Here is a 22,418-nt window from a genome sequence, read left to right on the forward strand (position 1 = left end):
CCTAGTACGCGCCCAACAGCCTGCGTCCCCAAAGGAGCAGGCTGTTTTTACGTGCGGCGGGCTGTGCGCTTGGCGCAGAGGCCTGCGGCGTGCCAGTCACCCGGCAGCGCGAGGGCTGCGCGGCTTCGAGCGTCAGCAGGACGGCCTGCTCGGTGCGCCAGCCCTGGCCTGGCAAGAGGTGGTGCGGTCCCGCCCAGGGGCTGTCGCCCGGCAGGCTGGGCGTAGTGGTCAGCCGCAAGGCGCCCGCGGCACAAAAGACTTCGGCGCCTGCCGGCAGGGCCAGCGCGATGTCCTGGCCCGTGTGCAGCCGGTATTCATGCGCCATCGCCGGCTCCCGCGGTGGCGCTGGCCACCAGGTCGATTTCCACCGCGGCGTTTTTCGGCAGCTGGTAGACGCCGACCGAGGTTCGCGTGTGGCTGCCCGCCGGCCCCAGCACCGCGTACAGGACGTCCGACGCGGCATCGGCCACCTCGCTTTGAGCGACAAAGTCTGGCGCAGACTGGACGTACACACCCACACGCAGGATGCGCTCGATCCGGTCCAGGCTGCCGAGCGACTGGCGCAGCAGCGCCAGGGCCCGCAGCACGCTGACCTGGGCGCCCCGTTGTGCCTGCTCCAGCGTGGTTTCGGCGCCCACGCGGCCGGTGGCGATGACGGTGTCGCCCACCCGCGGCAACTGGCCGCTGACGTAGACCGTGCGCTCATGCGCCACCACCGAGACGTAGCGGCCGCCGATCCGGATCTCGCCCTCGAAGCTGTAGCCCAGTTCTGCGGCAATGCGGTTGAACTGTTCCTGACGTGAAGATTGCATGGCAGTGCGCTCCTGAAAAGGTTGATTCCCAGCCTCCAAGATACGCGCAGGTCGCCTGGGCGGACAGGCACAACACAGGGCCATTCCTCGCGCAGCAGGCAGGAAAAATGGCGTCTGTTATGGTTGTTTTTTGACCGTCGTGTATCTGTTTCGATACAGAAAAGGCGTTCATCATGGCCACGCGAATACAGATGCGCTCTCCATTGCCCATGCCGCACACGCCCGAAGCCCCGATCTACCAGCAGTTGGCCGCCCACTACCGCGAGGCCATTGAAAAGAATGCGCTCCGCCTGGGCATGCGCATGCCCTCGGTGCGCGAGCTGATGCGCCGGCATGCCGTGAGCCTGTCCACGGCGCTGCAGACCTTGCGCGTGCTGGAGGAACGCGGCTGGCTTGAAGCCCGCCCGCGCGTCGGCTACTTCGTGCGCAACGCAGGGACTCCGGCGCTCGAGGAGATGTCCGATCCCGACCTGCGGGAGCCATTTCAGGCCGGCGACGGCCACGCCGGCGCGCGCTTCACCGGGATCAATGAACGGATCTCGCTGCTGGTGGAAAGCGGCCGGCGCGCCGACATCCGGGTGGACCTGGGCGGCGCCACCCCCGGCGAGGAACTGTTCGACACCCGGTGGATGAACCGGAGCGCCGCGGCGCTGCTGCGGGAGCAGCCCGGCATCCTGGCCGTGGGCCGCTCCACCGCGGGCACCCACCCCGAGTTCCAGGCGGCCATGGCGCACCGCGCCCTGAAGGCGGGGATGCGGCTGGCACCGCAGGATGTGATGGCCACCTCGGGCAACACCGAGGCGGTGCACCTCGCCCTGGCGGCCGTGGCGCAGCCGGGCGACGTGGTGGCGGTCGAGTCGCCCACCTACTATGGCCTGCTGCAGGGGATCGAGTCGCTGGGCCTGAAGACGCTGGAGATTCCCTGCAGCCAGCACACCGGGATTTCGCTGGAGGCGCTGGACCTGGCCGTGCGCACCGAGCCCCGCCTGCGGGCCGTGGTCGTGGTGCCGGACCTGCAGATGCCCCTGGGCACCCTGATGCCCGACGGCCACAAGGCGGCGCTGGTCAAGTTCTGCGCCCAGCACGGCCTGGCGCTGGTGGAGGACGACTCCTACCGCCTGTTGGTCGAGGCGGCCGAACCGCCGCGGCCGATCAAGGCCTGGGATGTTTCAGGGCATGTGATCTACTGCGAATCGCTCAACAAAACCCTGGCTCCAGGCCTGCGCCAGGGCTGGATGACAGGCGGGCGATGGCATGAGCGGGTGCAGATGCTCAAGTTCGCGCAAAGCCGCAACACGAACACCCTGGGCCAGCTGCTGGCCGCGCGCTGGACCGCGGCGCCGGCCTTCGAGCGGCATCTGCTGCGGCTGCGGCCCCGCCTGCGCAGCCAGCGCGAACGCATGGCCCAGGCGATCGCGCGCTACTTTCCCGCCGGCACGCGGCTGCGCCTGCCGCCGGGCGGGCTGAGCCTGTGGATCCAGTTGCCCGACGGCGTGTCATCGTCGTCGCTGTTCGAGCAGGCGCTGCGCCAGGGCATCCGCATCGCCCCCGGCGCGATGTTCTCCAACACGGCGCGCTATGACGGCTTCCTGCGCCTGAGCTGCGCGCTGGCCTTCACGGACGGCGTCGACGGGGCCCTGCGCACGCTCGGCCAGCTCGCGGGAGCCGGGCGCGCATGAAAAAAGCCGCTCGGTGAGCGGCTTTTTTCGAAGGAATGGCGCCGAATCACTTCAGCTTGATTTCCTTGTATTCCACATGCTTGCGAGCCTTGGGATCGAACTTCATGATCGCCATCTTCTCGGGCATGGTTTTCTTGTTCTTGTCGGTCGTGTAGAAGTGACCGGTGCCGGCCGTGGATTCCAGCTTGATTTTTTCGCGTCCGCCTTTTGCCATGATCGTTCTCCTTAGGCTTGGCCACGTGCACGCAGGTCTGCGAGCACGGAATCGATGCCGTTCTTGTCGATCAGGCGCAGGGCGGCGCTGGAGACGCGCAGGCGCACCCAGCGGTTCTCGCTCTCGACCCAGAAGCGGCGATATTGCAGGTTCGGCAGGAACCGGCGCTTGGTTTTGTTGTTGGCGTGGGACACATTGTTGCCCACCATCGGGCCCTTGCCCGTGACTTCACATACGCGTGCCATGAGGACACTCCGATATTTTCAACAGCCGTCACTCACGTGAGGGCCTCACCTCGCCAGAAGAAAGGGTGGCGGTAACCCTGTATTTGCTGCCGGAAAGCCGGCACAACGGCACCAGCTGGATTCAGCAAAGCCCTACATTATAGCGCGGTCCGGATTTCCGCCCGGTATCCGCCAAAATGCGCGCGCTCAGGCCTGGGGCCGAGTTTTCTCAATCCTGCTGTTCGAGGAAGCGCTGGGCATCGAGCGCGGCCATGCAGCCCGTGCCGGCGCTGGTGATGGCCTGGCGGTAGACATGGTCCTGCACGTCGCCGGCGGCGAACACGCCGGGCACGCTGGTCATGGTCGCGAAACCCTGCAGCCCCGAGCGGGTGACAATGTAGCCATCCTTCATGTCGAGCTGGCCCTGGAAGATCTCGGTGTTGGGCGCATGGCCGATGGCAATGAAGCAGCCCTTGAGTTCGAGGTCCTCGGTGGCGCCGGTCTGGGTGTTCTTCAGGCGCACGCCGGTCACGCCGCTGGCATCGCCCAGCACCTGGTCGAGCGTGTTGAACAGCTTGAGTTCGATCTTGCCGGCCTTGACCTTTTCCATGACCTTGTCGACCAGGATGGGCTCGGCCTTGAACTTGTCGCGCCGGTGCACGAGGTAGACCTTGCGCGCGATGTTGGACAGGTACAGCGCTTCCTCGACCGCGGTGTTGCCGCCGCCGATCACGCAGCAGACCTGGTCGCGGTAGAAGAAGCCGTCGCAGGTGGCGCAGCCCGAGACGCCTTTGCCCATGAAGGCAGTCTCTGATTCGAGTCCGAGGTACTTGGCCGAGGCGCCGGTGGCGATGATCAGTGAATCGCAGGTGTACTCGCCGCTGTCGCCCTTGAGGGTGAAGGGGCGCTTGCTGAGATCGACCGAGCTGATGTGGTCGAACACAATGTCGGTCTTGAACCGCTCGGCGTGCTCCAGAAAGCGCTGCATCAGGTCCGGGCCCTGAACGCCCTGCACGTCGGCGGGCCAGTTGTCCACATCGGTCGTGGTCATCAGCTGGCCTCCCTGCGCGATGCCGGTGATCAGCATCGGGTTGAGGTTGGCGCGGGCGGCATAGACGGCGGCGGTGTAGCCCGCCGGACCGGAGCCCAGGATGAGAACTTTCGCGTGTTTTATGTTAGTCATGGTAAAACATGTATGGATGACAAGGCGGCGCGGTGTACAGTTTGGGACTATGAGCCGAGTATCAACCTGTGGAAGGCGCTGTCAGGTTTGGATTTTCAATCCGTGCGATTGTAAGAACCCATCATGCAGCGTGGTATGAGGAGGAGATAAAGATGTCGATGTTGTCCAATCTGGAACTGATCCGTCGAGTGCCTCTGTTCGCGATGCTGACGGCGGTCCAGGCCGAGGCCGTGGCCGACGCCGTCGTCAAGCGGCGCCTCAAGCGCGGCGAACTGATCGTCGAGCAGGGCAAGAAATCCAATGCGCTGTTCATCCTCCTGACGGGCCGTGCGCGCGTGGTGACGGCAGACAACCGCGGCCGCGAAGTGATCCTGGCCACCATGCAGCCGGGCGACTACATCGGCGAAATGAGCCTGATCGACAACGAGCCGCACTCGGCCACCGTGCGTGCCGAAATCCAGACCGACGTGCTGGTGCTCGGGCGGACCGAGTTTGCGCGCTGCCTGCCTGAAAACAGCTCGATGGCCTACGCCATCATGAAGGGGCTGGTGCAGCGCCTGCGCCATGCCGACCGGAAGATCGAATCCCTGGCGCTGATGGACGTGTACGGCCGGGTGGCCCATGTGCTGCTGGAGTTCGCCCAGCCCGACCGCGAAGGCCAGATGCTGATCCGGGACAAGATTTCGCGCCAGGACATTGCCAAGATGGTGGGCGCTTCCCGCGAAATGGTTAGCCGCGTCATGAAGGACCTCGAGGAGCGGGGCTTCGTCGAAACCCAGGACAACGGCTCGATGCTGGTCAAGGAACGGCTTTCCACACTGGCCTGACCGCCTCGGCGCCTGGGGTAAGCTCATGCCTTGCCCATGACTTACTCTCTCAATACCCTGAATTCATCCTCTGGCGCAGCCAGCCCTTCCCGATCGGGCGTGGGGCGCTTTGCCCATGAAATCGGCCTGATCGCGGGGGGCGTGGCGCTGGTGTTCTGGCTGATGGCGCTGCTCAGCCATTCCCTTCAGGACGCCGCCTGGTCCACGTCGGGCATCGGCGGGCCGGTCCGCAACTGGGGCGGCCGCCTGGGGGCCTGGCTATCGGACGTGAGCTATTTCCTGCTGGGTTTTTCCGTGTGGTGGTGCTTTGCGGCCGGCGTGCGCGCCTGGCTGGCCACCCTGGCGCGCTGGATGCGCGGCGGCCAGGCAGTGCAGGAGCCCGATGCGGGCCGTTTTTCCGCGAGCCGCACTGCTTTCTGGCTTGGCCTGGCCGTGCTGCTTTGCGCCAGCACCGCGCTCGAATGGTCGCGCATGTACCGCTTCGAGACGCGCCTGCCCGACCACGCGGGCGGCGTGCTGGGGTATCTCACCGGGCCGGCCAGCGTCAAATGGCTGGGCTTCACGGGCGCCGGGCTGGTGTGTATTGCGCTGGGCGTGATCGGTGCCGCGCTGGTGTTCCGTTTTTCCTGGAGCCACGTGGCCGAGCGCGTGGGAGCGTGGGTTGATTCGTTCGTCGAGTCGCGGCGCGAGAAGCGAGAGATCGCCGAAGACCTGGCCGTGGGCAAGCGCGCCGCGCGCGAGCGCGAGGAAGTGGTGCATGAAGAACGCATCGAGATCGAGGAGCACCATCCCACCCCGGTGCTGATCGAGCCGGTGCTGGTGGACCTGCCCAAGAGCGAGCGCGTGGCCAAGGAGCGCCAGAAGCCGCTGTTCACCGAACTGCCCGACAGCAAGCTGCCGCAGGTCGACCTGCTGGACGGTGCGCAGACGCGCCAGGAAACCGTGTCGCCCGAGACGCTGGAGATGACCTCGCGGCTGATCGAGAAGAAGCTCAAGGACTTCGGCGTCGAGGTGCGCGTGGTGCTGGCCTCGCCGGGGCCGGTGATCACGCGCTACGAGATCGAGCCGGCCACGGGGGTCAAGGGCTCGCAGGTCGTCAACCTCGCCAAGGATCTGGCGCGCAGCCTGAGCCTGGTGTCGATCCGCGTGATCGAGACCATTCCCGGCAAGAACTACATGGCGCTGGAGCTGCCCAACGCCAAGCGGCAGTCGATCCGCCTCTCCGAAATTCTCGGTTCGCAGGCCTACAACGAAGCCAAGTCGATGCTCACCATGGGGCTGGGCAAGGACATCGTGGGCAATGCCGTGGTGGCCGACCTCGCCAAGATGCCCCACGTGCTGGTGGCCGGCACCACGGGGTCGGGCAAATCGGTGGGGATCAACGCGATGATCCTGTCGCTGCTCTACAAGGCCGAGGCGCGCGACGTGCGCCTGCTGATGATCGACCCGAAGATGCTCGAAATGTCGGTCTACGAGGGCATCCCGCACCTGCTGGCGCCGGTGGTGACCGACATGCGCCAGGCCGCCCACGGCCTCAACTGGTGCGTGGCCGAGATGGAGCGCCGCTACAAGCTGATGAGCAAGCTGGGCGTGCGCAACCTGGCTGGCTACAACCACAAGATCGACGAAGCCAAGGCCAAGGAACAGTTCATCTACAACCCGTTCTCGCTCACGCCGGACTCGCCCGAGCCGCTGGAGCGCCTGCCGCACATCGTGGTGGTGATCGATGAACTGGCCGACCTGATGATGGTGGTCGGCAAGAAGATCGAGGAACTGATCGCCCGCCTGGCGCAGAAGGCGCGTGCCGCCGGCATCCACCTGATCCTGGCCACGCAGCGTCCCAGCGTGGACGTGATCACGGGCTTGATCAAGGCCAACATCCCGACCCGCATCGCGTTCCAGGTGTCGAGCAAGATCGACAGCCGCACCATCCTCGACCAGATGGGGGCCGAGGCGCTGCTGGGCATGGGCGACATGCTCTACATGCCCAGCGGCACCGGCCTGCCGATCCGCGTGCACGGCGCCTTCGTGAGCGACGAGGAAGTCCATCGCGTGGTGCACTACCTCAAGGAGCAGGGCGGCGAACCCAACTACATCGAGGGCGTGCTCGAAGGCGGCACGGTCGATGGCGAGGGCGACCTGCTCGGGGACGGCGGCGGTGAAGGCGGCGAGAAGGACCCGATGTACGACCAGGCGGTGGAAGTGGTGCTGAAGAACCGCAAGGCCAGCATCTCGCTGGTGCAGCGGCACCTGAAGATCGGTTACAACCGCGCCGCGCGCCTGGTGGAGGATATGGAGAAGGCCGGGCTGGTCAGCGCCATGAGCGGCAGCGGCCAGCGCGAGATCCTGACCCCTGCGCGGGCAGAATGATGCGCCGCATGGAAGCCCCCTGATGATGAACAAACGATTCGCTCTGTTGTTGATAGCGCTTGGCGCCGGCAGTGCCTGGGCTGGCGGGCTGGAAAGCCTGGAGGCCTTCATGCGGACGGCCAAGTCCGGCCGCGCCGAATTCACCCAGGTGGTGACGTCGCCGCCCAAGGACGGGCAAGCCACCAAGGCCCGGACGTCCAGCGGCAGTTTCGAGTTCCTGCGGCCCAACCGTTTCAAGTTCGTCTACAGGAAGCCGTTCGAGCAGACCATCGTGGCCGATGGCCAGACGCTGTGGCTCTACGATGCCGACCTGAACCAGGTGACGCAGCGCCAGCAGTCGATGGCGCTGGGCTCCACGCCGGCGGCCCTGATCGCCGCGGCCCCCGATCTGCGCGGCCTGCAGGCCGACTTCAACCTCCAGTCCGAGCCCGACAGGGACGGCCTGCAATGGGTGCTGGCCACGCCCAAGGCCAAGGATGGGCAGTTGCAAAGCGTGCGGGTGGGCTTCAAGGTGGACGAACTGGCCGCGCTTGAAATCATGGACAGCTTCGGCCAGCGCTCGCTGATCAGCTTCAGCAAGGTGGAGGTCAATCCCGCGCTGGGTGCGGGCGCCTTCCAGTTCAAGCCGCCGGCGGGCGCCGACGTGCTGAAGCAGTAGGCTTCAGATCTCGCGGGCGATCCGCTCGAGCTCCTTGCGCTCGATGAACTCGTCCATGCGCGAGAGCAGGCGCCACCACTCGCTGCCGTCCTCGCGGTAGACCCGGATGGCGCCGGCGCGCACCAGGATCCTGCGCAACTCGTCGTCCTCGAACCCGCCCAGGTTTTTCCGCAGCGTCTCGAACGAGCGGTCGGTGAAGCTCTTGTGGCTCAGAAAGTGGCGCGCCGTTTCCTCGGCCATGAATTCGGCCTTGTTCTGTTCGTGCAGCACCTTGATCTGGTGGTTGAACTGCTGGCGGTTCAGCAGGTAGCTGATGCCGCCGCCCACGGCGGCGCCGAGCAGGGCGGACAGGACGGGCACGAGAGAGGCATCCATATGCCGCAGGACTATAAACTGTGTCCCCTGCAACCTCGAAGACCGACCCGTGAGCACCGCTGCGAACCACACCCCCCTGGCTGAACGCCTGCGTCCCAAAACCCTGGGGGAGGTCATCGGCCAGCAGCACCTGCTGGGCGAGGGCATGCCGCTGCGCATCGCCTTCGAGTCGGGCCAGCCCCACAGCTGCATCCTGTGGGGGCCGCCGGGCGTGGGCAAGACCACCATCGCCCGGTTGATGGCCGATGCGTTCGACGCGCAGTTCATCACCATCAGCGCCGTCCTGGGCGGCGTGAAGGACATCCGCGAGGCCGTAGAGCAGGCCCAGGTGGCGCAGGGCATCATGGGCAGCGGCGGGCGCCGCACCATCGTGTTCGTGGATGAGGTGCACCGCTTCAACAAAGCTGTCAACCACCATATAAATCAGATACTTAGGAAGGTCGTTGTGCAAATTTTTGGGCTTCCCCATTGTTCTGAGGTGGGAAACCATGCCTGATTTGTTCGCACAAGAGCCTGCTGCACCACTGGCTGAAGCCCTTCGCCCCAAGACCTTGGACGAGGTCATTGGGCAGTCTCACTTGCTGGGTGAAGGCAAGCCTCTGAGACTGGCTTTCCAGTCTGGAAAACCACACTCCATGATTTTTTGGGGGCCGCCCGGTGTTGGTAAAACCACCTTGGCACGGCTCACAGCTACAGCCTTCAAGTGTGAGTTCATAGCCCTGTCTGCCGTGTTGTCTGGTGTCAAAGACATCAGAGAAGCAATGGATCAAGCGAGGCAATATCTTGCGCAGGGCAAGAACACCATCTTGTTCGTAGACGAAATTCACAGATTCAATAAGTCTCAACAAGATGCCCTGTTGCCTCATGTGGAATCAGGGCTGTTCACCTTTATTGGTGCTACCACTGAGAACCCTTCTTTTGAGGTGAACTCGGCTCTGCTGTCACGTGCTCAGGTCTATGTGCTGAAGTCACTGACAGAAGAGGAATTGAAGCTGCTCTTGAAGCGGGTGCAAGAAGAAGGTGCCCTTGGTGAGCTTCAGTTTGAAGATAAAGCAGTAGATACCATCATTGGCTATGCAGACGGTGATGCCAGAAGGTTCTTGAACCTGCTTGAACAGTGCAAAACGGCTGCTGGTGCTGCTGGTGTTCAGAAGGTTGATAGTGACTTCATCCAGAATGCTTTGACCTTGAATTCAAGGCGTTTTGATAAAGGTGGAGACAACTTCTATGACCAGATTTCTGCTTTGCACAAGTCTGTTCGTGGTTCCAATCCAGATGCAGCACTCTATTGGCTGACAAGAATGTTGGACGGTGGTGCTGACCCAAGGTATCTGTCCAGAAGAATTGTTCGTATGGCTTGGGAAGACATTGGGCTTGCTGATCCAAGAGCCATGCAGATAGCCAATGATGCAGCACTGACCTTTGAGCGGCTTGGAAGTCCAGAAGGTGAACTAGCCCTTGGTCAAGCAGTTATCTATCTGGCTGTAGCTGCTAAGAGCAATGCTGGATACAACGCCTACAACCAAGCAAGAGCCTTTGTGAAGCAAGACAAGAGCCGTGAGGTTCCTGTTCACCTTAGAAATGCACCTACCAAGCTGATGAAGGAACTGGGCTATGGGCATGAATACCGATATGCTCATGATGAGCCCAATGCCTATGCTGCTGGTGAAACCTATCTTCCTGACGGCATAGAAGAACCTGGTTGGTATCAGCCAGTGCCTAGAGGGTTAGAGATCAAGATTGGTGAAAAGCTGGCTCTGCTGAAGAAATGGGATGAAGAAGCTGGCAAGGGGGATAAATGATTGTTGAGCATGAAGGTGAATTTTCCATTCACGGGCCTTACCAAGCCTTCTATATTCAATCCATGCTCTTCAACACCTCGTCGGCACTTCAAGCATGTGAAAGAGCTTCCAAATACATTGAAGTCATCTCGGCTGGGAAGATTGGGCCTCAAGACAGCAAAGATGAGCTACTGGATTGCTTGCAAAACTTCATCAACCATAGTGGTGCAGTTGCAAGATACTTCTTTCCCTCGTTTGGTGGAATGAAGAAAGAAAAGAAGGACATTCACCAAAAACGTGCTGCTCACTTGTGCAGGGTTTTTCAAGTGGATGAGAAAAGCCCTCTTTTTGATAAGCAGCTTCGGAATGCCATAGAGCATTTTGATGAACGGCTGGATCGCTACCTTGAAGATGGCATTGTTGGGCAAATTTTCCCAAGCCTTATTCTTGATAAGCCAGAAGATACAGAAGTCCCTCACCATATTTTCAGAGCCTACTACCTTAATGATGGTATCTATCAGGTTCTAGGTGAGCGGCACCATGTTCAGCCAATCTTGGATGAAATGATAAGAGTCCATGACATGCTGGTGAAGTTTGACCAGAATGGCGGAATGCTTCGTATCCAGTCAAAAACTTGAGTGAGCAAGCATGGGACTCTTCAGTAGAATAAAAAAGACAATAGGCATGGGAAGCCATGAAGCTTTTAGGCGGTGGTCTGCTTCTGAGCTTGAAGAAAAGAAGGTCTATCTTGAGAATAAGCCTCCTGAAGAGTTCACTGCTGAAGATCACTATCTAGCTGCTGAATGGGTCATTCAAAGATACCTGCCTGAAGGTGAAGACCCAACACCTGAGCAGTGGTCAAAGACCATAGGTGATATCCGCAAGAAGATTGACATCAATCTTCAGAAGGCTGCTGCTGGTGAGCTTGTTAAGACTGAGTATGTTCAACCAGAGCCATATGCTCTAACCAAAGAAGACTTCTTGAGGGATGTGGTTCCCACCTTCTCAAGCTTTGGACTGCTGCCTGATCCCTATCTGAAAGATGGGCAAGGTAGAGAGCTATGGACAGTGCTGTTTGAATTCACCCAGCCATATTCATACAAGCATGGTGAAGCAAAAGATGCCTTGATTCTCTTCTGTGATACCTACCTGGCTGAGAAGCTTGTTCAGGACCTGGGGCGCACCTACACAGCAATGCGAAAAGCACAGCAAGAAGGTTCAGCCAAGATGAAGGTGGTTTGCTCTGGCAAGCAATGCCCAGCTTGCATGGCCTTGGATGACAAGAAGCTGAGTGTTGAAGAACTCCTGGCCTCCTTCAAGAATGGGGCTCCAAAATTTCCTCATCCACTGCATAATGAAGAGGAAGTGAGTTGGTGTCCTGCACCATATCTTTCACCAGAACTTGCATTGAGGGAAGGTGATGACCCTGAGTTTCATGAAGTGCTTTTGAAGATTCTTGAGAAGTAGAAGGCAGACAATGAAGAAGCAAATTGAAATCTATGTTCGCAATAGTGGCGATAGAAACCTGCTGATGCTGCATGTTCCAGAGGGCATGAAGGAACGACTCATTGAGGGTATCAGGAATGGTAGCTTTGAAGCACAAGATGCCAGCATTCATTTGGAGCTATCTATTCTCAATGAATGGAAGGATGTAGATAATCCTGAGCATGTGAGGCTGGAAGTGAACGAAATCACCGCCAGCTACGAATAATGAATCTAAATACTGACAAGTCAATCAAGCGATTCGTTTTTGGACTGCATGAGAATGAAATGGGTCTTGAAGTCATTGCTGTGGTCTTCAATGATGAAAGCAATGAAAAGGTTCCTCTGACAGTTGAAAGTCTCACATGGGTTTCTGAACTGGTGAAGACTCAAGGTGTGAGGGTCAATAGCCAGAATTGTATGAACTTGGCATGTCAGAAGCTTTGGGATGAGCTGCTTCACTCCAAGGAAAGCAAACAGTTTCTTGATAGGTTGATTGAACGGGCCAAACAAGAAATGAAGCAAAAGAACCAATAAGCACCTTCGGGTGCTTTTTTCATACCTGCTTTATTTTTGTGAATGCGACGTCCCCCCGGATTTGAGTAGCAGGTGAGTTGGGAGTCCAATCCCATGCAACAGGAGATTGGACATGAAGAAGAGATTTACGGAAGAACAGATCATTGGCTTCCTGCGGGAAGCCGAATCGGGCTTGCCGGTGGCCGAGCTGTGCCGGCGGTACGGTTTCTCCGAGGCCAGCGATTACCCCTGGCGCAGCAAGTTTGGTGGCATGAGCGTGTCCGATGCCAAACGCCTGGAGGAGTTGGAAACCGAAAACAGACGGCTCAAGCGGCTGCTGGCCGAAGCCCTGCTTGAAAACGAGGTGACGAAAGAAGCCTTAGGAAAAAAGTGGTGAGCGCGCCCGCACGACGAGGAAGGCGGCTTTGCGGCCGGGGAGCGCTACTGGCCCGAGGGCATGGCCGCACCCCAGTTCTACCGCCCGGTGGAGCGCGGCCTGGAGATCCGGATTGCCGATAAGCTCCGCGAACTGAAGAAACTGAATGATCAGAAAAACTGATTCCGATCAAATGCCGCTGATCGGCTTTCATTTCAAGGGTAAACCCCGTTAAATCAGCGTTTTTGGCCTCGTAACCCTTGGCTACAATCCCGACCACAAACCCGCCACTGCAGGATCCTGGCGGGTTTTTTGCTAGATGGCAGATCGTGCTCACAAGGCGGGTCTGTCGATCAAAAAGCCTGGTTCAGACAACTTGGCTCGTGGGCCGGTTACAAAACGGAGAATGTTTATGGAAATCCTGCTGCAGCAGATCATCAACGGTCTGGTCCTGGGCAGCATGTATGCCTTGGTAGCGTTGGGCTACACCATGGTGTACGGCATCATCAACCTCATCAATTTTGCGCATGGCGAAGTGCTGATGGTCGGGGCACTGACCAGTTGGTCGATCATCGGCCTCATGCGGGACGCCATGCCCGGCGCACCCGGATGGGTCATCCTGATGATCGCCATGGTGATCGCCTGCGTGGTGGCCGCCACGCTGAATTTCGTGATCGAGAAGGTGGCCTACCGGCCGCTGCGCAACAGCCCCAAGCTGGCGCCGCTGATCACGGCCATCGGCATGTCGATCCTGCTGCAGACGCTGGCCATGATCATCTGGAAGCCGAACTACAAGCCCTATCCCACCTTGCTGCCGAGCGCGCCGTTCAACATCGCCGGGGCCGTGATCACACCCACCCAGATCATGATCCTGGGCGTGACGGCGATATCGCTGGCGGTGCTGATGTACCTCGTGAACTACACCAAGCTCGGCCGCGCGATGCGCGCCACGGCCGAGAACCCGCGGGTGGCGGCCCTGATGGGCGTGAAGCCCGACATGGTGATCTCGGCCACCTTCATCATCGGCGCCGTGCTGGCCACGATCGCCGGCATGATGTACGCCTCCAACTACGGCACGGTACAGCACACCATGGGCTTCCTGCCCGGCCTCAAGGCCTTCACGGCGGCCGTGTTCGGCGGCATCGGCAACCTGGCGGGCGCGGTGGTCGGCGGCATCCTGCTGGGGCTGATCGAATCGATCGGCTCGGGCTACATCGGCACGATCACGGGCGGCGTGCTGGGCAGCAACTACTCCGACATCTTCGCCTTCATCGTGCTGATCATCATGCTCACGCTGCGGCCCTCGGGCCTGCTCGGCGAGCGTGTGGCGGACCGTGCCTGACCCCGGGAGAATGACGATGAAACAACAAAACAAGCTGGTGGTCATCCTGGTCTCGGCCGTGGCGCTGCTGATCCTGCCGCTGATCCTGCAGAGCGCGGGCAACGCCTGGGTGCGCATCGCCGACGTGGCGCTGCTGTACGTGCTGCTGGCGCTGGGGCTGAACATCGTGGTGGGCTACGCCGGCCTGCTCGACCTGGGCTATGTGGCCTTCTTCGCCGTGGGCGCCTACATGTTCGGCCTGATGGCCTCGCCGCACCTGACGGAAACCTTCCCCTGGTTCGCGGCGATGTTCCCCAACGGGCTGCACACGCCGCTGTGGCTCGTGATTCCGGCGGGGGCCGCGCTGGCCGGCGTGCTCGGCGTGCTGCTGGGGGCGCCCACGCTCAAGCTGCGCGGCGACTACCTGGCCATCGTGACGCTGGGCTTCGGCGAGATCATCCGCGTGTTCCTGAACAACCTGGACCACCCGGTCAACATCACCAACGGCCCCAAGGGGCTGGGCCAGATCGACTCGATCAAGTTCTTCGGGCTCGACCTGGGCAAGCGGCTGTCGATCGGCAGCTTCGAGATTTCCTCGGTCACGCTGTACTACTACCTGTTCCTGGCGCTGGTGGTGGTGAGCGTCATCATCTGCCACCGGCTCGAGCTGTCGCGCATCGGCCGCGCCTGGATGGCGATCCGCGAGGACGAGATCGCGGCCAAGGCCATGGGCATCAACACCCGCAACATGAAGCTGCTGGCCTTCGGCATGGGCGCCACCTTCGGCGGCGTGTCGGGCTCGATGTTCGCCGCCTTCCAGGGCTTCGTGTCGCCCGAGTCGTTCAGCCTGATGGAGTCGGTGATGATCGTCGCCATGGTGGTGCTCGGCGGCATCGGCCACCTGCCCGGCGTGATCCTGGGCGCGGTGCTGCTGGCCGCGCTGCCCGAGGTGCTGCGCTATGTGGCCGGCCCGCTGCAGGCCATGACCGACGGCCGGCTCGACTCCGCCATCCTGCGCCAGTTGCTGATCGCCCTGGCCATGATTGTGGTGATGCTGCTGCGGCCGCGCGGCTTGTGGCCTTCGCCCGAGCATGGCAAATCCCTGAAGGCGAAGTGAGGAGCGCGACATGGCAGAAACCGTACTCAAAGTCGCCGGCATCTCCAAACGCTTCGGCGGCCTGCAGGCCCTCAGCGATGTGGGCATCACCATCGAACGCGGCCAGGTCTACGGGCTGATCGGCCCCAACGGCGCGGGCAAGACCACCTTCTTCAATGTCATCACGGGCCTCTACACGCCCGACAGCGGCAGCTTCGAGCTGGCAGGCAAGCCCTACCAGCCCTCCGCGGTGCACGAGGTGGCCAAGGCCGGCATCGCGCGCACCTTCCAGAACATCCGCCTGTTCGCCGAGATGACGGCGCTCGAGAACGTGATGGTGGGCCGCCACATCCGCACCGGATCGGGGCTGCTCGGCGCGATCTTCCGCACCCCGGGCTTCAAGGCCGAGGAGGCCGCGATCGCCAAGCGCGCGCAGGAGCTGCTGGACTACGTGGGCATCGGCAAGTACACCGACTACAAGGCCCGCACCCTCAGCTACGGGGACCAGCGCCGCCTGGAGATCGCGCGCGCGCTGGCCACCGACCCGCAGCTCATCGCGCTGGACGAACCCGCGGCCGGCATGAACGCCACCGAGAAGGTCATGCTGCGCGAGCTGATCGACCGCATCCGCCACGACAACCGCACCATCCTGCTGATCGAGCACGACGTGAAGCTCGTCATGGGCCTGTGCGACCGCGTCACCGTGCTCGACTATGGCAAGCAGATCGCCGAAGGCACGCCCTACGACGTGCAGAAGAACGAGAAGGTGATCGAGGCCTACCTCGGCACCGGCGGCCACTGAGCGGGAGAACACGGATGAGCAATACTCTTTTGAAAGTCAGTGGCCTGAAGGTGGCCTACGGCGGCATCCAGGCCGTCAAGGGCGTGGACTTCGAGGTGCGCGAGGGCGAGCTGGTGTCGCTGATCGGCTCCAACGGCGCGGGCAAGACCACCACCATGAAGGCCATCACCGGCACGCTGGCGCTGAGCGACGGCGACATCGAATACCTGGGCAAGAGCATCCACGGCCAGGGGCCGTGGGACCTGGTGCGCCAGGGCCTGGCCATGGTGCCGGAAGGCCGTGGCGTGTTCACCCGCATGAGCATCACCGAGAACCTGATGATGGGCGCCTATGTGCGCAGCGACAAGCCCGCCATCGCGCAGGACGTCGAGCGGGTGTTCACCATCTTCCCGCGCCTCAAGGAGCGCAAGGACCAGCTGGCCGGCACCATGTCCGGCGGCGAGCAGCAGATGCTGGCCATGGGCCGGGCGCTCATGAGCCGCCCCAAGGTGCTGCTGCTGGACGAGCCCTCGATGGGCCTGTCGCCCATCATGGTGGACAAGATCTTCGAGGTAGTGCGCGACGTCTCGGCCCAGGGCGTGACCATCCTGCTGGTCGAGCAGAACGCCAGCCGCGCGCTGCAGATCGCCGACCGCAGCTACGTGATGGAGTCGGGCATCATCACCATGTCGGGCGATGCCAAGGAAATGCTGAGCGACCCGAAAGTCCGCGCGGCCTACCTCGGGGAGTAGCCTCCAGGCTCGGCATGCTGCGGGGCGGCGCCTGCGGCCTTCATCTGGCAGAAGGGGGCAGCCAGCGGCCCGGTTCAGCCGGCTTCGCGGCAGCCCCGAACGTCCCTACACGGCCTGCGAGCCGGTTTTTCAAACAAAATCAGGCCAAGGTCCAGGTGGGGCGGTCATTGTTTGCTATCAATTTTGAAGCAACCGTGGCCGTCAAAGCTCCGCGCCTTCGACCAGGAAGCGCACGCGCCGCACGCCCTGCCATTCGTCCGCATCGAGGCGGAAGGCGAGCTTCACGCGCGCCGGCAGCGGGTCGGTGTGGCCGAACCAGATGCCGTCCACCGGCTGGCCCTGGTGGCGCAGCTTGAGCGCCAGGTGCTTCTCGCCCACCAGGCGCTGCGACAGCACCTCCACCTCTTCGCTGAACGTCGGCGGCGCGAAGCCCTGGCCCCAGACCTCGCGGTGCAGCGTGTCCACCATGTCGGCGCGGCGGTATTCGGGCGCCAGCGGGCCGTCGGTGTCGAGCCGGCGCGTCAGCGTGGCGGCATCGAGCCATTCCTGGGCCACCTGGCTCAGCGCTTGCTCGAACCGCTCGAGCTGCGCCTGCTCCACCGTGCAGCCCGCCGCCATGGCGTGGCCGCCGAAGCGCAGCAGCACCCCGGGGTGGCGCTTGGCCACGAGGTCGAGCGCGTCGCGCAGGTGAAAGCCCGGGATCGAGCGGCCCGAGCCCTTGAGCTCGTGCTCCTTGCCCGGCGCCTGGCTGGTGGCGAAGACGAAGGTCGGGCGGTGCAGCCGGTCCTTGAGCCGCGAGGCCACGATGCCGACCACGCCTTCATGGAAATCGGGGTCGAACACGCACAGCGCGGGCGGCGGCGCATCCGCTTCGCCGAACAGCGATTCGGCGATCAGGAACGCCTGGTCGCGCATGCCGCCCTCGATCTCGCGCCGCTCGCGGTTGATGCCGTCCAGCGTGCGCGCGAGCTCGTCGGCGCGCGCCGCGTCGTCGGTCAGCAGGCACTCGATGCCCAGCGTCATGTCGGCCAGGCGGCCGGCGGCATTGATGCGCGGGCCCAGCGCGAAGCCGAAGTCGAAGGTGGTGGCGGCCCGGGCCTGGCGGCCCGCGGCCGTGAACAGGCCGGCCAGGCCGGCCGGCAGCGCGCCGGCCCGGATGCGCCTGAGGCCCTGTGCCACCAGGCGGCGGTTGTTGGCGTCGAGCCTCACCACGTCGGCCACCGTGCCCAGGGCCACCAGCGGCAGCAGGGGGTCGAGCCGGGGCTGGCTGGCCGCATCGAACACGCCGCGCGCGCGCAGCTCCGAGCGCAGCGCCAGCAGCACGTAGAACATCACGCCGACGCCGGCGATGTGCTTGCTCTCGAAGCCGCAGCCCGGCTGGTTGGGGTTGACGATCACGTCGGCCGCGGGCAGCTCGGCGGCGGGCAGGTGGTGGTCGGTCACCAGCACCTGCAGCCCGAGCGCCTGCGCGGCGGCCACGCCGGCCACGCTGGCGATGCCGTTGTCCACCGTGATCAGCACGTCGGCGCCGCTGTCCTTCACGCGCTGCGCGATCGGCGGGGTGAGGCCGTAGCCGTCGATCACGCGGTCGGGCACGATGTAGCCCAGCCGCTGCGCGCCCAGCAGGCGCAGGCCGCGCAGGCCGACGGCGCAGGCCGTGGCGCCGTCGCAGTCGTAGTCGGCCACGATGCACAGGCGCTTGCCGGCCGCCATCGCATCGGCCAGCAGCACGGCGGCCTCGGCCGCGCCCTTGAGGCCCTCGGGCGGCAGCAGGCGCGCCAGGCCGTCGTCCAGCTCTTCCTTGGCACAGACGCCGCGCGCGGCATACAGGCGCGCCAGCAGGGGATGGACGCCGGCCTGCTCCAGCGCCCAGGCGGCGCGAGGGGGAACTTCTCTTGCTATTATTTTCATAGCGCCTCAAGAACCGTGCGTGCGGACGTGCGGCCGAAATGGCTTGAAATCCGCTGCCAAAGGCCGCGCGCCACGGTTTCAAAGGCCTGGGCGCTGCGTTCGCCGCACAGGGTCAGCGTCACGGCCTCGCCGCGGTCCAGCGCCGCCAGCAGCGCGGCGCCCTGCGTGGCGTCGAGCTGCTGCCAGGCCTGCGTCCAGGCGGCCCAGTCCTCCCGCAGGGCGGCCTGCGCCAGGCTCTGCGGCACGGTCGGCCCCGGCCCGGGCCGGGGCGGCTGCTGCAGGGCGCCGGTGCCGCTGACCCAGAACGAATTGACGGGCAGCAGGCCGCGCTGTTCACGCGCGTCGTTCACGGCGTGGGTGTAGAGCAGCATCTGCATCTCGTTCTGCAGGCGGCGCAGGGCCCGGGCCTGCGGCAGCTTGGGCATCCAGAGGTCGATGGGGCGGCCCATCACGCGGTCCAGCGAGGCCGTGGGCAGGCCGCGGAACACCTCGCCGCGCGCCAGCCAGCGCGTGGGTTGCCGGTAGGCCAGGGCCACGCCGTCTTCCTCGAAGAACGGCTGCATGGCCGCCAGCAGGGCCTGCGACTCGGCCTCCTGCAGCTGCAGCGCCTCGGGGTCGCCCATGCTGATCTGCTCGGTGCCGACGCGCCAGTGGCAGGGCGTGATCCAGGCCCAGGCCTGGTCGCCGGCATCGGCCCCGGCCTGCCAGGCGGCCCAGGGGATCTGCCCGTCGCCGGCCACCAGGCCCAGGGCGCGGGCCAGCGCCCGCTCGTGGGGCGGCGACAGCGTGTAGTCGTCGCCGGCGTCGGCCGCGGCGGGGGTCAGGCGCGCCAGCAGCCGGTCGAGGTGCGGCAGGGCCAGCGAGCGCAGGGCCTGCTGGCAGGCTGGGGCGCTGCCGGAGGCGAACGGAATCAGGAGGTGCATGGGGTGATTGTCCGGGATGCCACAATCCAGCCAGGCATGACCTTCTTTTGGCCGACGACCTCCTTTCCTGGCAGCCGATGCAACTTCCCTTTGAACTGACCCTGGGCTGGCGCTACACCCGCGCGGGCCGCGCCACCCGGCGCGACGGCTTCATCTCCTTCATCTCGGGCGTGTCCATGCTGGGCATTGCGCTGGGCGTGGCGGCGCTGATCATCGTGCTGAGCGTGATGAACGGCTTCCAGAAGGAGGTGCGCGACCGCATGCTGAGCGTGGTGTCGCACATCGAGATCTTCGCGCCCGGCGGCGCGGCCCTGCCCGACGTGGACAAGACCCTGGCCGAGGCGCGCCGCAATCCGCAGGTGGTGGGCGCCGCCCCCTTCATCGCCGCCCAGGCCCTGCTGGCGCGCGGCGAGGACATGAAGGGCGCGATCATCCGCGGTATTGATCCGGCCCGCGAGCCCGAGGTGACGGACCTGGCGGCCGACCTCCGCAACAAGGCGCTTTCGCGCCTGACGCCGGGAGGGTTCGGCATCGTGCTGGGCGGCGAACTCGCGCGCTCGCTCGGCGTGGCCGACGGCGATGCCGTGACGCTGATCGCGCCCAGCGGGCAAGTGACGCCGGCCGGCGTGGTGCCGCGCCTCAAGCAGATGACGGTGGTCGGCACCTTCGACTCCGGCCACTACGAATACGACTCGTCGCTGGCCATGATCCACCAGGACGACGCGGCGCGCATCTTCCGGCTCGAAGGGCCGACCGGCATCCGCCTGAAGCTCAAGGACCTGCACCAGGCGCGCGAGGTGGCCGTGGAGCTGAGCCACAGCCTGAGCGGCAACCTGCTGATCCGCGACTGGACGCGCCAGAACAAGACCTGGTTCGCGGCCGTGCAGTTGGAGAAACGCATGATGTTCATCATCCTCACGCTGATCGTGGCGGTGGCCGCGTTCAACCTGGTCAGCACGCTGGTGATGACGGTGACCGACAAGCGCGCCGACATCGCGATCCTGCGCACGCTGGGCGCCAGTCCGAAAAGCATCATGGGCATCTTCATGGTGCAGGGCGCGATGGTCGGCGTGATCGGCACGCTGGCCGGGCTGCTGCTGGGCCTGGGCATTGCGCTCAACATCGATGTGATCGTGCCGGCGCTCGAGCAGCTGCTGCACGCGAGCTTCCTGCCCAAGGACATCTACCTGATCAGCCGCATGCCCAGCGACCCGCAGAGCGCCGACATCGTGCCGGTCGCGGTGATCTCGCTGGTGCTGTCCTTTGTGGCGACTCTCTATCCGAGCTGGCGCGCCAGCCGTGTCAATCCGGCGGAGGCCCTGCGCTATGAATGAGGTGGTGTTGCAGGCCGAGGGCCTGACCAAGCGTTTCGTCGAAGGCCGGCTCGACGTGACCGTGCTGCAGGGCGTGGACCTGCAGGTGCGTGCCGGCGAGACGCTGGCCATCGTGGGGGCCTCGGGCTCGGGCAAGAGCACGTTGCTGCACCTGCTGGGCGGGCTCGACGCGCCGAGCGGCGGCAGCGTGCGCCTGCAAGGCCAGAACCTGGCCAGCCTGGATGCCGCCGCCCAGGGCGTGCTGCGCAACCGCCATCTGGGCTTCGTCTACCAGTTCCACCACCTGCTGCCCGAATTCAGCGCGCTGGACAACGTCGCCATGCCGCTGTCGATCCGGCGCCAGCCGCAGGCAGAGTGCGAGCAGGCGGCCGCCGCCGTGCTGGCGGCCGTGGGCCTGCAGGAGCGCCTGCAGCACCGGCCGGCGGAGCTGTCGGGCGGCGAGCGCCAGCGCGTGGCCATCGCGCGCGCGCTGGTCACGCGGCCGGCCTGCGTGCTGGCCGACGAGCCCACCGGCAACCTCGACCGCAACACCGCCGACGGCGTGTTCCAGCTGATGCTGCAGCTGGCGCGGGAGCAGGGCACGGCCTTCGTGATGGTCACGCACGACGAGTCGCTGGCGGCGCGCTGCCAGCGCCAGTTGCGGCTGGTGCGCGGCCGCCTGTCCGAGCAGGCGTGATGTCGCCGGCGATGCTCGGGCCCCGATAGGTCAGAGCATCGGGTGCGGCGGGACCCCGGTGTTCGCGCCGGCGAGCTGGAACCCGTATTCGGACGAATCGATGAGGTGCACGGCGGCCAGCAGGCTGCCGTCGTCGCCGATCGGGATCGCCGGTTCGAGCAGCGGGCGGATGCGGCCGGACAGGGCGCTGTGCAGATCGATGTCGACCAAAGACTGGCCGCTGCGCACCTCGGCCGCTTCGGCCGGAGGCAGGCCGTTGGCGCGCCCCACGTCCGACAGGATTTCCAGCCCGCCTGAGAACTCCAACTGGAGCCAGGACAGGTTTCCGGCGCCGTCGATCCCGAGAATCCCGAAAGGCGAGCCCATCACCACGTACTCCACCCAGTGGCGTCGCGCCAGGTCGAGCAGGTCCCGGGCCACCGCCGGGTGCTGCAGCGCCAGCCGCTGCCGGCGGTTCAGTGTGCGGGCCCAGATGGCCTCGAAGGCCGGATGGGGGGACCAGAGCAACTGCTCGATGATGCCGCTGAGAGGGGTGGCGTCGTGGGGCAGGTACAGGACGCCGTCCAGGGCCGGGGCCAGGGCGGTTGCGAGGTCGCTGGGCGCATCCGTCAGCATGAGCTTGTGGCCCGGCCAGCCGAGCAGGTCGCTCATGACCTGCCGTTCGGGCATGCCGGACATCGGGGAGACCGCGGCCAGCAAGCGCGTGAGGGCGTAACGCTCGGGCGCGCGCGCCCAGTAGCGGAGCACCAGGCGGATCAGGGACCGGCCTTCGAGGTGGGAATCGACCATGCGCCGGTGCGCCCAGAAGTCGGCTTCCCAGCGGGGAGGCTCCTGCTGCATGTAGTTCAGGCAGGTCTCGGAACTGCCGAAGGACAGGATGTTCCAGCTGGCCGGAAGTGTCTTGCGCAGCCGCCCCAGCTGGTCGGGGCATTCGCCCAGCAGCACGATCTGGCCCGGGCGGCGGTACAGGGGAAAGCCCTCGGGGGCTCCGGCCATCGCCGGGATGTCGAGGAACCCGCTGGCGTTCGAGGCCGGCTCCATGGCCAGCCTGTCCAGGCGCGGCGAGGCGGGATTCAGGTGGCGGGCGATCCTGCCCATCAGATGAAAGCCTCGTGAACCCACAGTGC

The 22,418-nt window shown here is 64.2% G+C and carries 25 protein-coding genes and 2 pseudogenes; 18 read left to right on the forward strand and 9 right to left on the reverse strand.

The features are described 5' to 3' along the window. Position 1: 1 nt before the first annotated feature. Both MMF98_RS18780 and MMF98_RS18785 read right to left on the reverse strand, forming a co-directional pair. Positions 2 to 325 carry a hypothetical protein gene (locus MMF98_RS18780; RefSeq protein ID WP_243308449.1) on the reverse strand — a complete coding sequence of 108 codons (324 nt, stop codon included), beginning with the start codon at positions 323 to 325 and terminating at the stop codon, positions 2 to 4. Beyond that, a complete protein-coding gene (locus MMF98_RS18785) occupies positions 315 to 812 on the reverse strand; it encodes a RidA family protein (protein ID WP_243308453.1) in 498 nt (165 codons plus the stop codon). Before MMF98_RS18785 ends, MMF98_RS18780 begins: the two co-directional genes overlap by 11 nt. A gap of 173 nt (positions 813 to 985) precedes the next feature. Between MMF98_RS18785 and MMF98_RS18790 the strand changes: the two genes are divergently transcribed. Beyond that, a complete protein-coding gene (locus tag MMF98_RS18790) occupies positions 986 to 2,491 on the forward strand; it encodes an aminotransferase-like domain-containing protein (RefSeq protein ID WP_243308455.1) in 1,506 nt (501 codons plus the stop codon). Positions 2,492 to 2,537: 46 nt separating this feature from the next. Here MMF98_RS18790 and rpmG read toward each other — a convergent pair whose 3' ends face one another. From rpmG to trxB, 3 genes are all read right to left on the reverse strand, one after another. Further along, a complete protein-coding gene (rpmG, locus tag MMF98_RS18795; protein ID WP_243308456.1) occupies positions 2,538 to 2,705 on the reverse strand; it encodes a 50S ribosomal protein L33 in 168 nt (55 codons plus the stop codon). Positions 2,706 to 2,716: 11 nt separating this feature from the next. Further along, positions 2,717 to 2,950, reverse strand: a complete 234-nt coding sequence (gene rpmB, locus MMF98_RS18800; RefSeq protein WP_066704677.1) for a 50S ribosomal protein L28 — start codon at positions 2,948 to 2,950, stop codon at positions 2,717 to 2,719. A 208-nt stretch (positions 2,951 to 3,158) separates the two neighbouring features. Further along, complete coding sequence (gene trxB, locus MMF98_RS18805) at positions 3,159 to 4,112, reverse strand: thioredoxin-disulfide reductase (protein ID WP_243308457.1); 954 nt, start codon at positions 4,110 to 4,112, stop codon at positions 3,159 to 3,161. A 152-nt stretch (positions 4,113 to 4,264) separates the two neighbouring features. On the opposite strand from trxB, the gene MMF98_RS18810 reads away from it, so the two are divergent. From MMF98_RS18810 to lolA, 3 genes are read left to right on the forward strand one after another with little or no spacing between them, the layout of a single operon-like run. After that, complete coding sequence (locus MMF98_RS18810) at positions 4,265 to 4,939, forward strand: Crp/Fnr family transcriptional regulator (RefSeq protein ID WP_243308458.1); 675 nt, start codon at positions 4,265 to 4,267, stop codon at positions 4,937 to 4,939. Positions 4,940 to 4,975: 36 nt separating this feature from the next. Then, on the forward strand, positions 4,976 to 7,309 hold the full coding sequence (locus MMF98_RS18815) for a DNA translocase FtsK (protein ID WP_243308459.1): 2,334 nt from the start codon (positions 4,976 to 4,978) through the stop codon (positions 7,307 to 7,309). Between the two features lie 25 nt (positions 7,310 to 7,334). Then, positions 7,335 to 7,967 carry an outer membrane lipoprotein periplasmic chaperone LolA gene (gene lolA / locus MMF98_RS18820; RefSeq protein WP_243308703.1) on the forward strand — a complete coding sequence of 211 codons (633 nt, stop codon included), beginning with the start codon at positions 7,335 to 7,337 and terminating at the stop codon, positions 7,965 to 7,967. A gap of 3 nt (positions 7,968 to 7,970) precedes the next feature. Here the strand turns inward: lolA and MMF98_RS18825 are convergent, their stop codons facing one another. Then, the gene (locus MMF98_RS18825) at positions 7,971 to 8,342 is read right to left on the reverse strand and encodes a hypothetical protein (RefSeq protein WP_243308460.1); all 372 of its coding nucleotides are present in this window, start codon (positions 8,340 to 8,342) and stop codon (positions 7,971 to 7,973) included. A gap of 49 nt (positions 8,343 to 8,391) precedes the next feature. On the opposite strand from MMF98_RS18825, the gene MMF98_RS18830 reads away from it, so the two are divergent. The 12 genes and pseudogenes from MMF98_RS18830 to MMF98_RS18880 all read left to right on the forward strand — a co-directional run bounded on the left by MMF98_RS18830 (position 8,392) and on the right by MMF98_RS18880 (position 16,447). Further along, on the forward strand, positions 8,392 to 8,838 hold the full coding sequence (locus MMF98_RS18830; protein ID WP_341481318.1) for an AAA family ATPase: 447 nt from the start codon (positions 8,392 to 8,394) through the stop codon (positions 8,836 to 8,838). After that, positions 8,831 to 10,144: a replication-associated recombination protein A gene (locus MMF98_RS18835; RefSeq protein WP_243308461.1), complete on the forward strand. Its 1,314-nt coding sequence runs from the start codon at positions 8,831 to 8,833 to the stop codon at positions 10,142 to 10,144. Before MMF98_RS18830 ends, MMF98_RS18835 begins: the two co-directional genes overlap by 8 nt. Next, on the forward strand, positions 10,141 to 10,761 hold the full coding sequence (locus MMF98_RS18840) for a hypothetical protein (RefSeq protein ID WP_243308463.1): 621 nt from the start codon (positions 10,141 to 10,143) through the stop codon (positions 10,759 to 10,761). Before MMF98_RS18835 ends, MMF98_RS18840 begins: the two co-directional genes overlap by 4 nt. A gap of 46 nt (positions 10,762 to 10,807) precedes the next feature. Then, entirely contained in the window at positions 10,808 to 11,590 is a 783-nt protein-coding gene (locus MMF98_RS18845) for a hypothetical protein (RefSeq protein ID WP_243308465.1), read from the forward strand. A gap of 10 nt (positions 11,591 to 11,600) precedes the next feature. Continuing rightward, on the forward strand, positions 11,601 to 11,834 hold the full coding sequence (locus MMF98_RS18850) for a hypothetical protein (protein WP_243308467.1): 234 nt from the start codon (positions 11,601 to 11,603) through the stop codon (positions 11,832 to 11,834). 59 nt (positions 11,835 to 11,893) lie between these two features. Beyond that, the gene (locus MMF98_RS18855) at positions 11,894 to 12,142 is read left to right on the forward strand and encodes a hypothetical protein (protein WP_243308469.1); all 249 of its coding nucleotides are present in this window, start codon (positions 11,894 to 11,896) and stop codon (positions 12,140 to 12,142) included. Positions 12,143 to 12,254: 112 nt separating this feature from the next. Beyond that, positions 12,255 to 12,535 (forward strand): annotated as a pseudogene (locus MMF98_RS18860) (transposase); the annotation flags it as partial. Continuing rightward, positions 12,528 to 12,680, forward strand: a pseudogene (locus MMF98_RS23745) (recombination factor protein RarA); the annotation flags it as partial. The pseudogenes MMF98_RS18860 and MMF98_RS23745, both read left to right, overlap by 8 nt. Positions 12,681 to 12,909: 229 nt before the next feature. Further along, positions 12,910 to 13,839: a branched-chain amino acid ABC transporter permease gene (locus MMF98_RS18865; protein WP_243308704.1), complete on the forward strand. Its 930-nt coding sequence runs from the start codon at positions 12,910 to 12,912 to the stop codon at positions 13,837 to 13,839. 16 nt (positions 13,840 to 13,855) lie between these two features. Beyond that, the gene (locus MMF98_RS18870) at positions 13,856 to 14,935 is read left to right on the forward strand and encodes a branched-chain amino acid ABC transporter permease (RefSeq protein WP_243308471.1); all 1,080 of its coding nucleotides are present in this window, start codon (positions 13,856 to 13,858) and stop codon (positions 14,933 to 14,935) included. A gap of 10 nt (positions 14,936 to 14,945) precedes the next feature. After that, entirely contained in the window at positions 14,946 to 15,716 is a 771-nt protein-coding gene (locus MMF98_RS18875) for an ABC transporter ATP-binding protein (RefSeq protein ID WP_243308474.1), read from the forward strand. A 14-nt stretch (positions 15,717 to 15,730) separates the two neighbouring features. Continuing rightward, positions 15,731 to 16,447, forward strand: a complete 717-nt coding sequence (locus MMF98_RS18880) for an ABC transporter ATP-binding protein (RefSeq protein WP_243308476.1) — start codon at positions 15,731 to 15,733, stop codon at positions 16,445 to 16,447. A gap of 201 nt (positions 16,448 to 16,648) precedes the next feature. Here MMF98_RS18880 and recJ read toward each other — a convergent pair whose 3' ends face one another. Both recJ and MMF98_RS18890 read right to left on the reverse strand, forming a co-directional pair. Further along, on the reverse strand, positions 16,649 to 18,358 hold the full coding sequence (gene recJ, locus MMF98_RS18885; protein ID WP_243308477.1) for a single-stranded-DNA-specific exonuclease RecJ: 1,710 nt from the start codon (positions 18,356 to 18,358) through the stop codon (positions 16,649 to 16,651). Next, the gene (locus MMF98_RS18890; RefSeq protein WP_243308479.1) at positions 18,355 to 19,281 is read right to left on the reverse strand and encodes a phosphoglycerate mutase; all 927 of its coding nucleotides are present in this window, start codon (positions 19,279 to 19,281) and stop codon (positions 18,355 to 18,357) included. The genes recJ and MMF98_RS18890 overlap by 4 nt, the downstream gene beginning before the upstream one ends. A 77-nt stretch (positions 19,282 to 19,358) precedes the next feature. On the opposite strand from MMF98_RS18890, the gene MMF98_RS18895 reads away from it, so the two are divergent. Both MMF98_RS18895 and lolD read left to right on the forward strand, forming a co-directional pair. Beyond that, positions 19,359 to 20,615 carry a lipoprotein-releasing ABC transporter permease subunit gene (locus MMF98_RS18895; RefSeq protein ID WP_243308481.1) on the forward strand — a complete coding sequence of 419 codons (1,257 nt, stop codon included), beginning with the start codon at positions 19,359 to 19,361 and terminating at the stop codon, positions 20,613 to 20,615. Continuing rightward, a complete protein-coding gene (gene lolD, locus MMF98_RS18900) occupies positions 20,608 to 21,291 on the forward strand; it encodes a lipoprotein-releasing ABC transporter ATP-binding protein LolD (RefSeq protein WP_243308482.1) in 684 nt (227 codons plus the stop codon). Before MMF98_RS18895 ends, lolD begins: the two co-directional genes overlap by 8 nt. A 30-nt stretch (positions 21,292 to 21,321) precedes the next feature. Here lolD and MMF98_RS18905 read toward each other — a convergent pair whose 3' ends face one another. Next, positions 21,322 to 22,389 (reverse strand): ubiquitin family protein, encoded by a 1,068-nt coding sequence (locus MMF98_RS18905; RefSeq protein ID WP_243308485.1) that lies wholly within the window; start codon positions 22,387 to 22,389, stop codon positions 21,322 to 21,324. Between the last annotated feature and the right edge of the window lie 29 nt (positions 22,390 to 22,418).

Origin of the sequence: Variovorax terrae, assembly GCF_022809125.1 — a bacterium.
Classification (GTDB): domain Bacteria; phylum Pseudomonadota; class Gammaproteobacteria; order Burkholderiales; family Burkholderiaceae_C; genus Variovorax_A; species Variovorax_A terrae.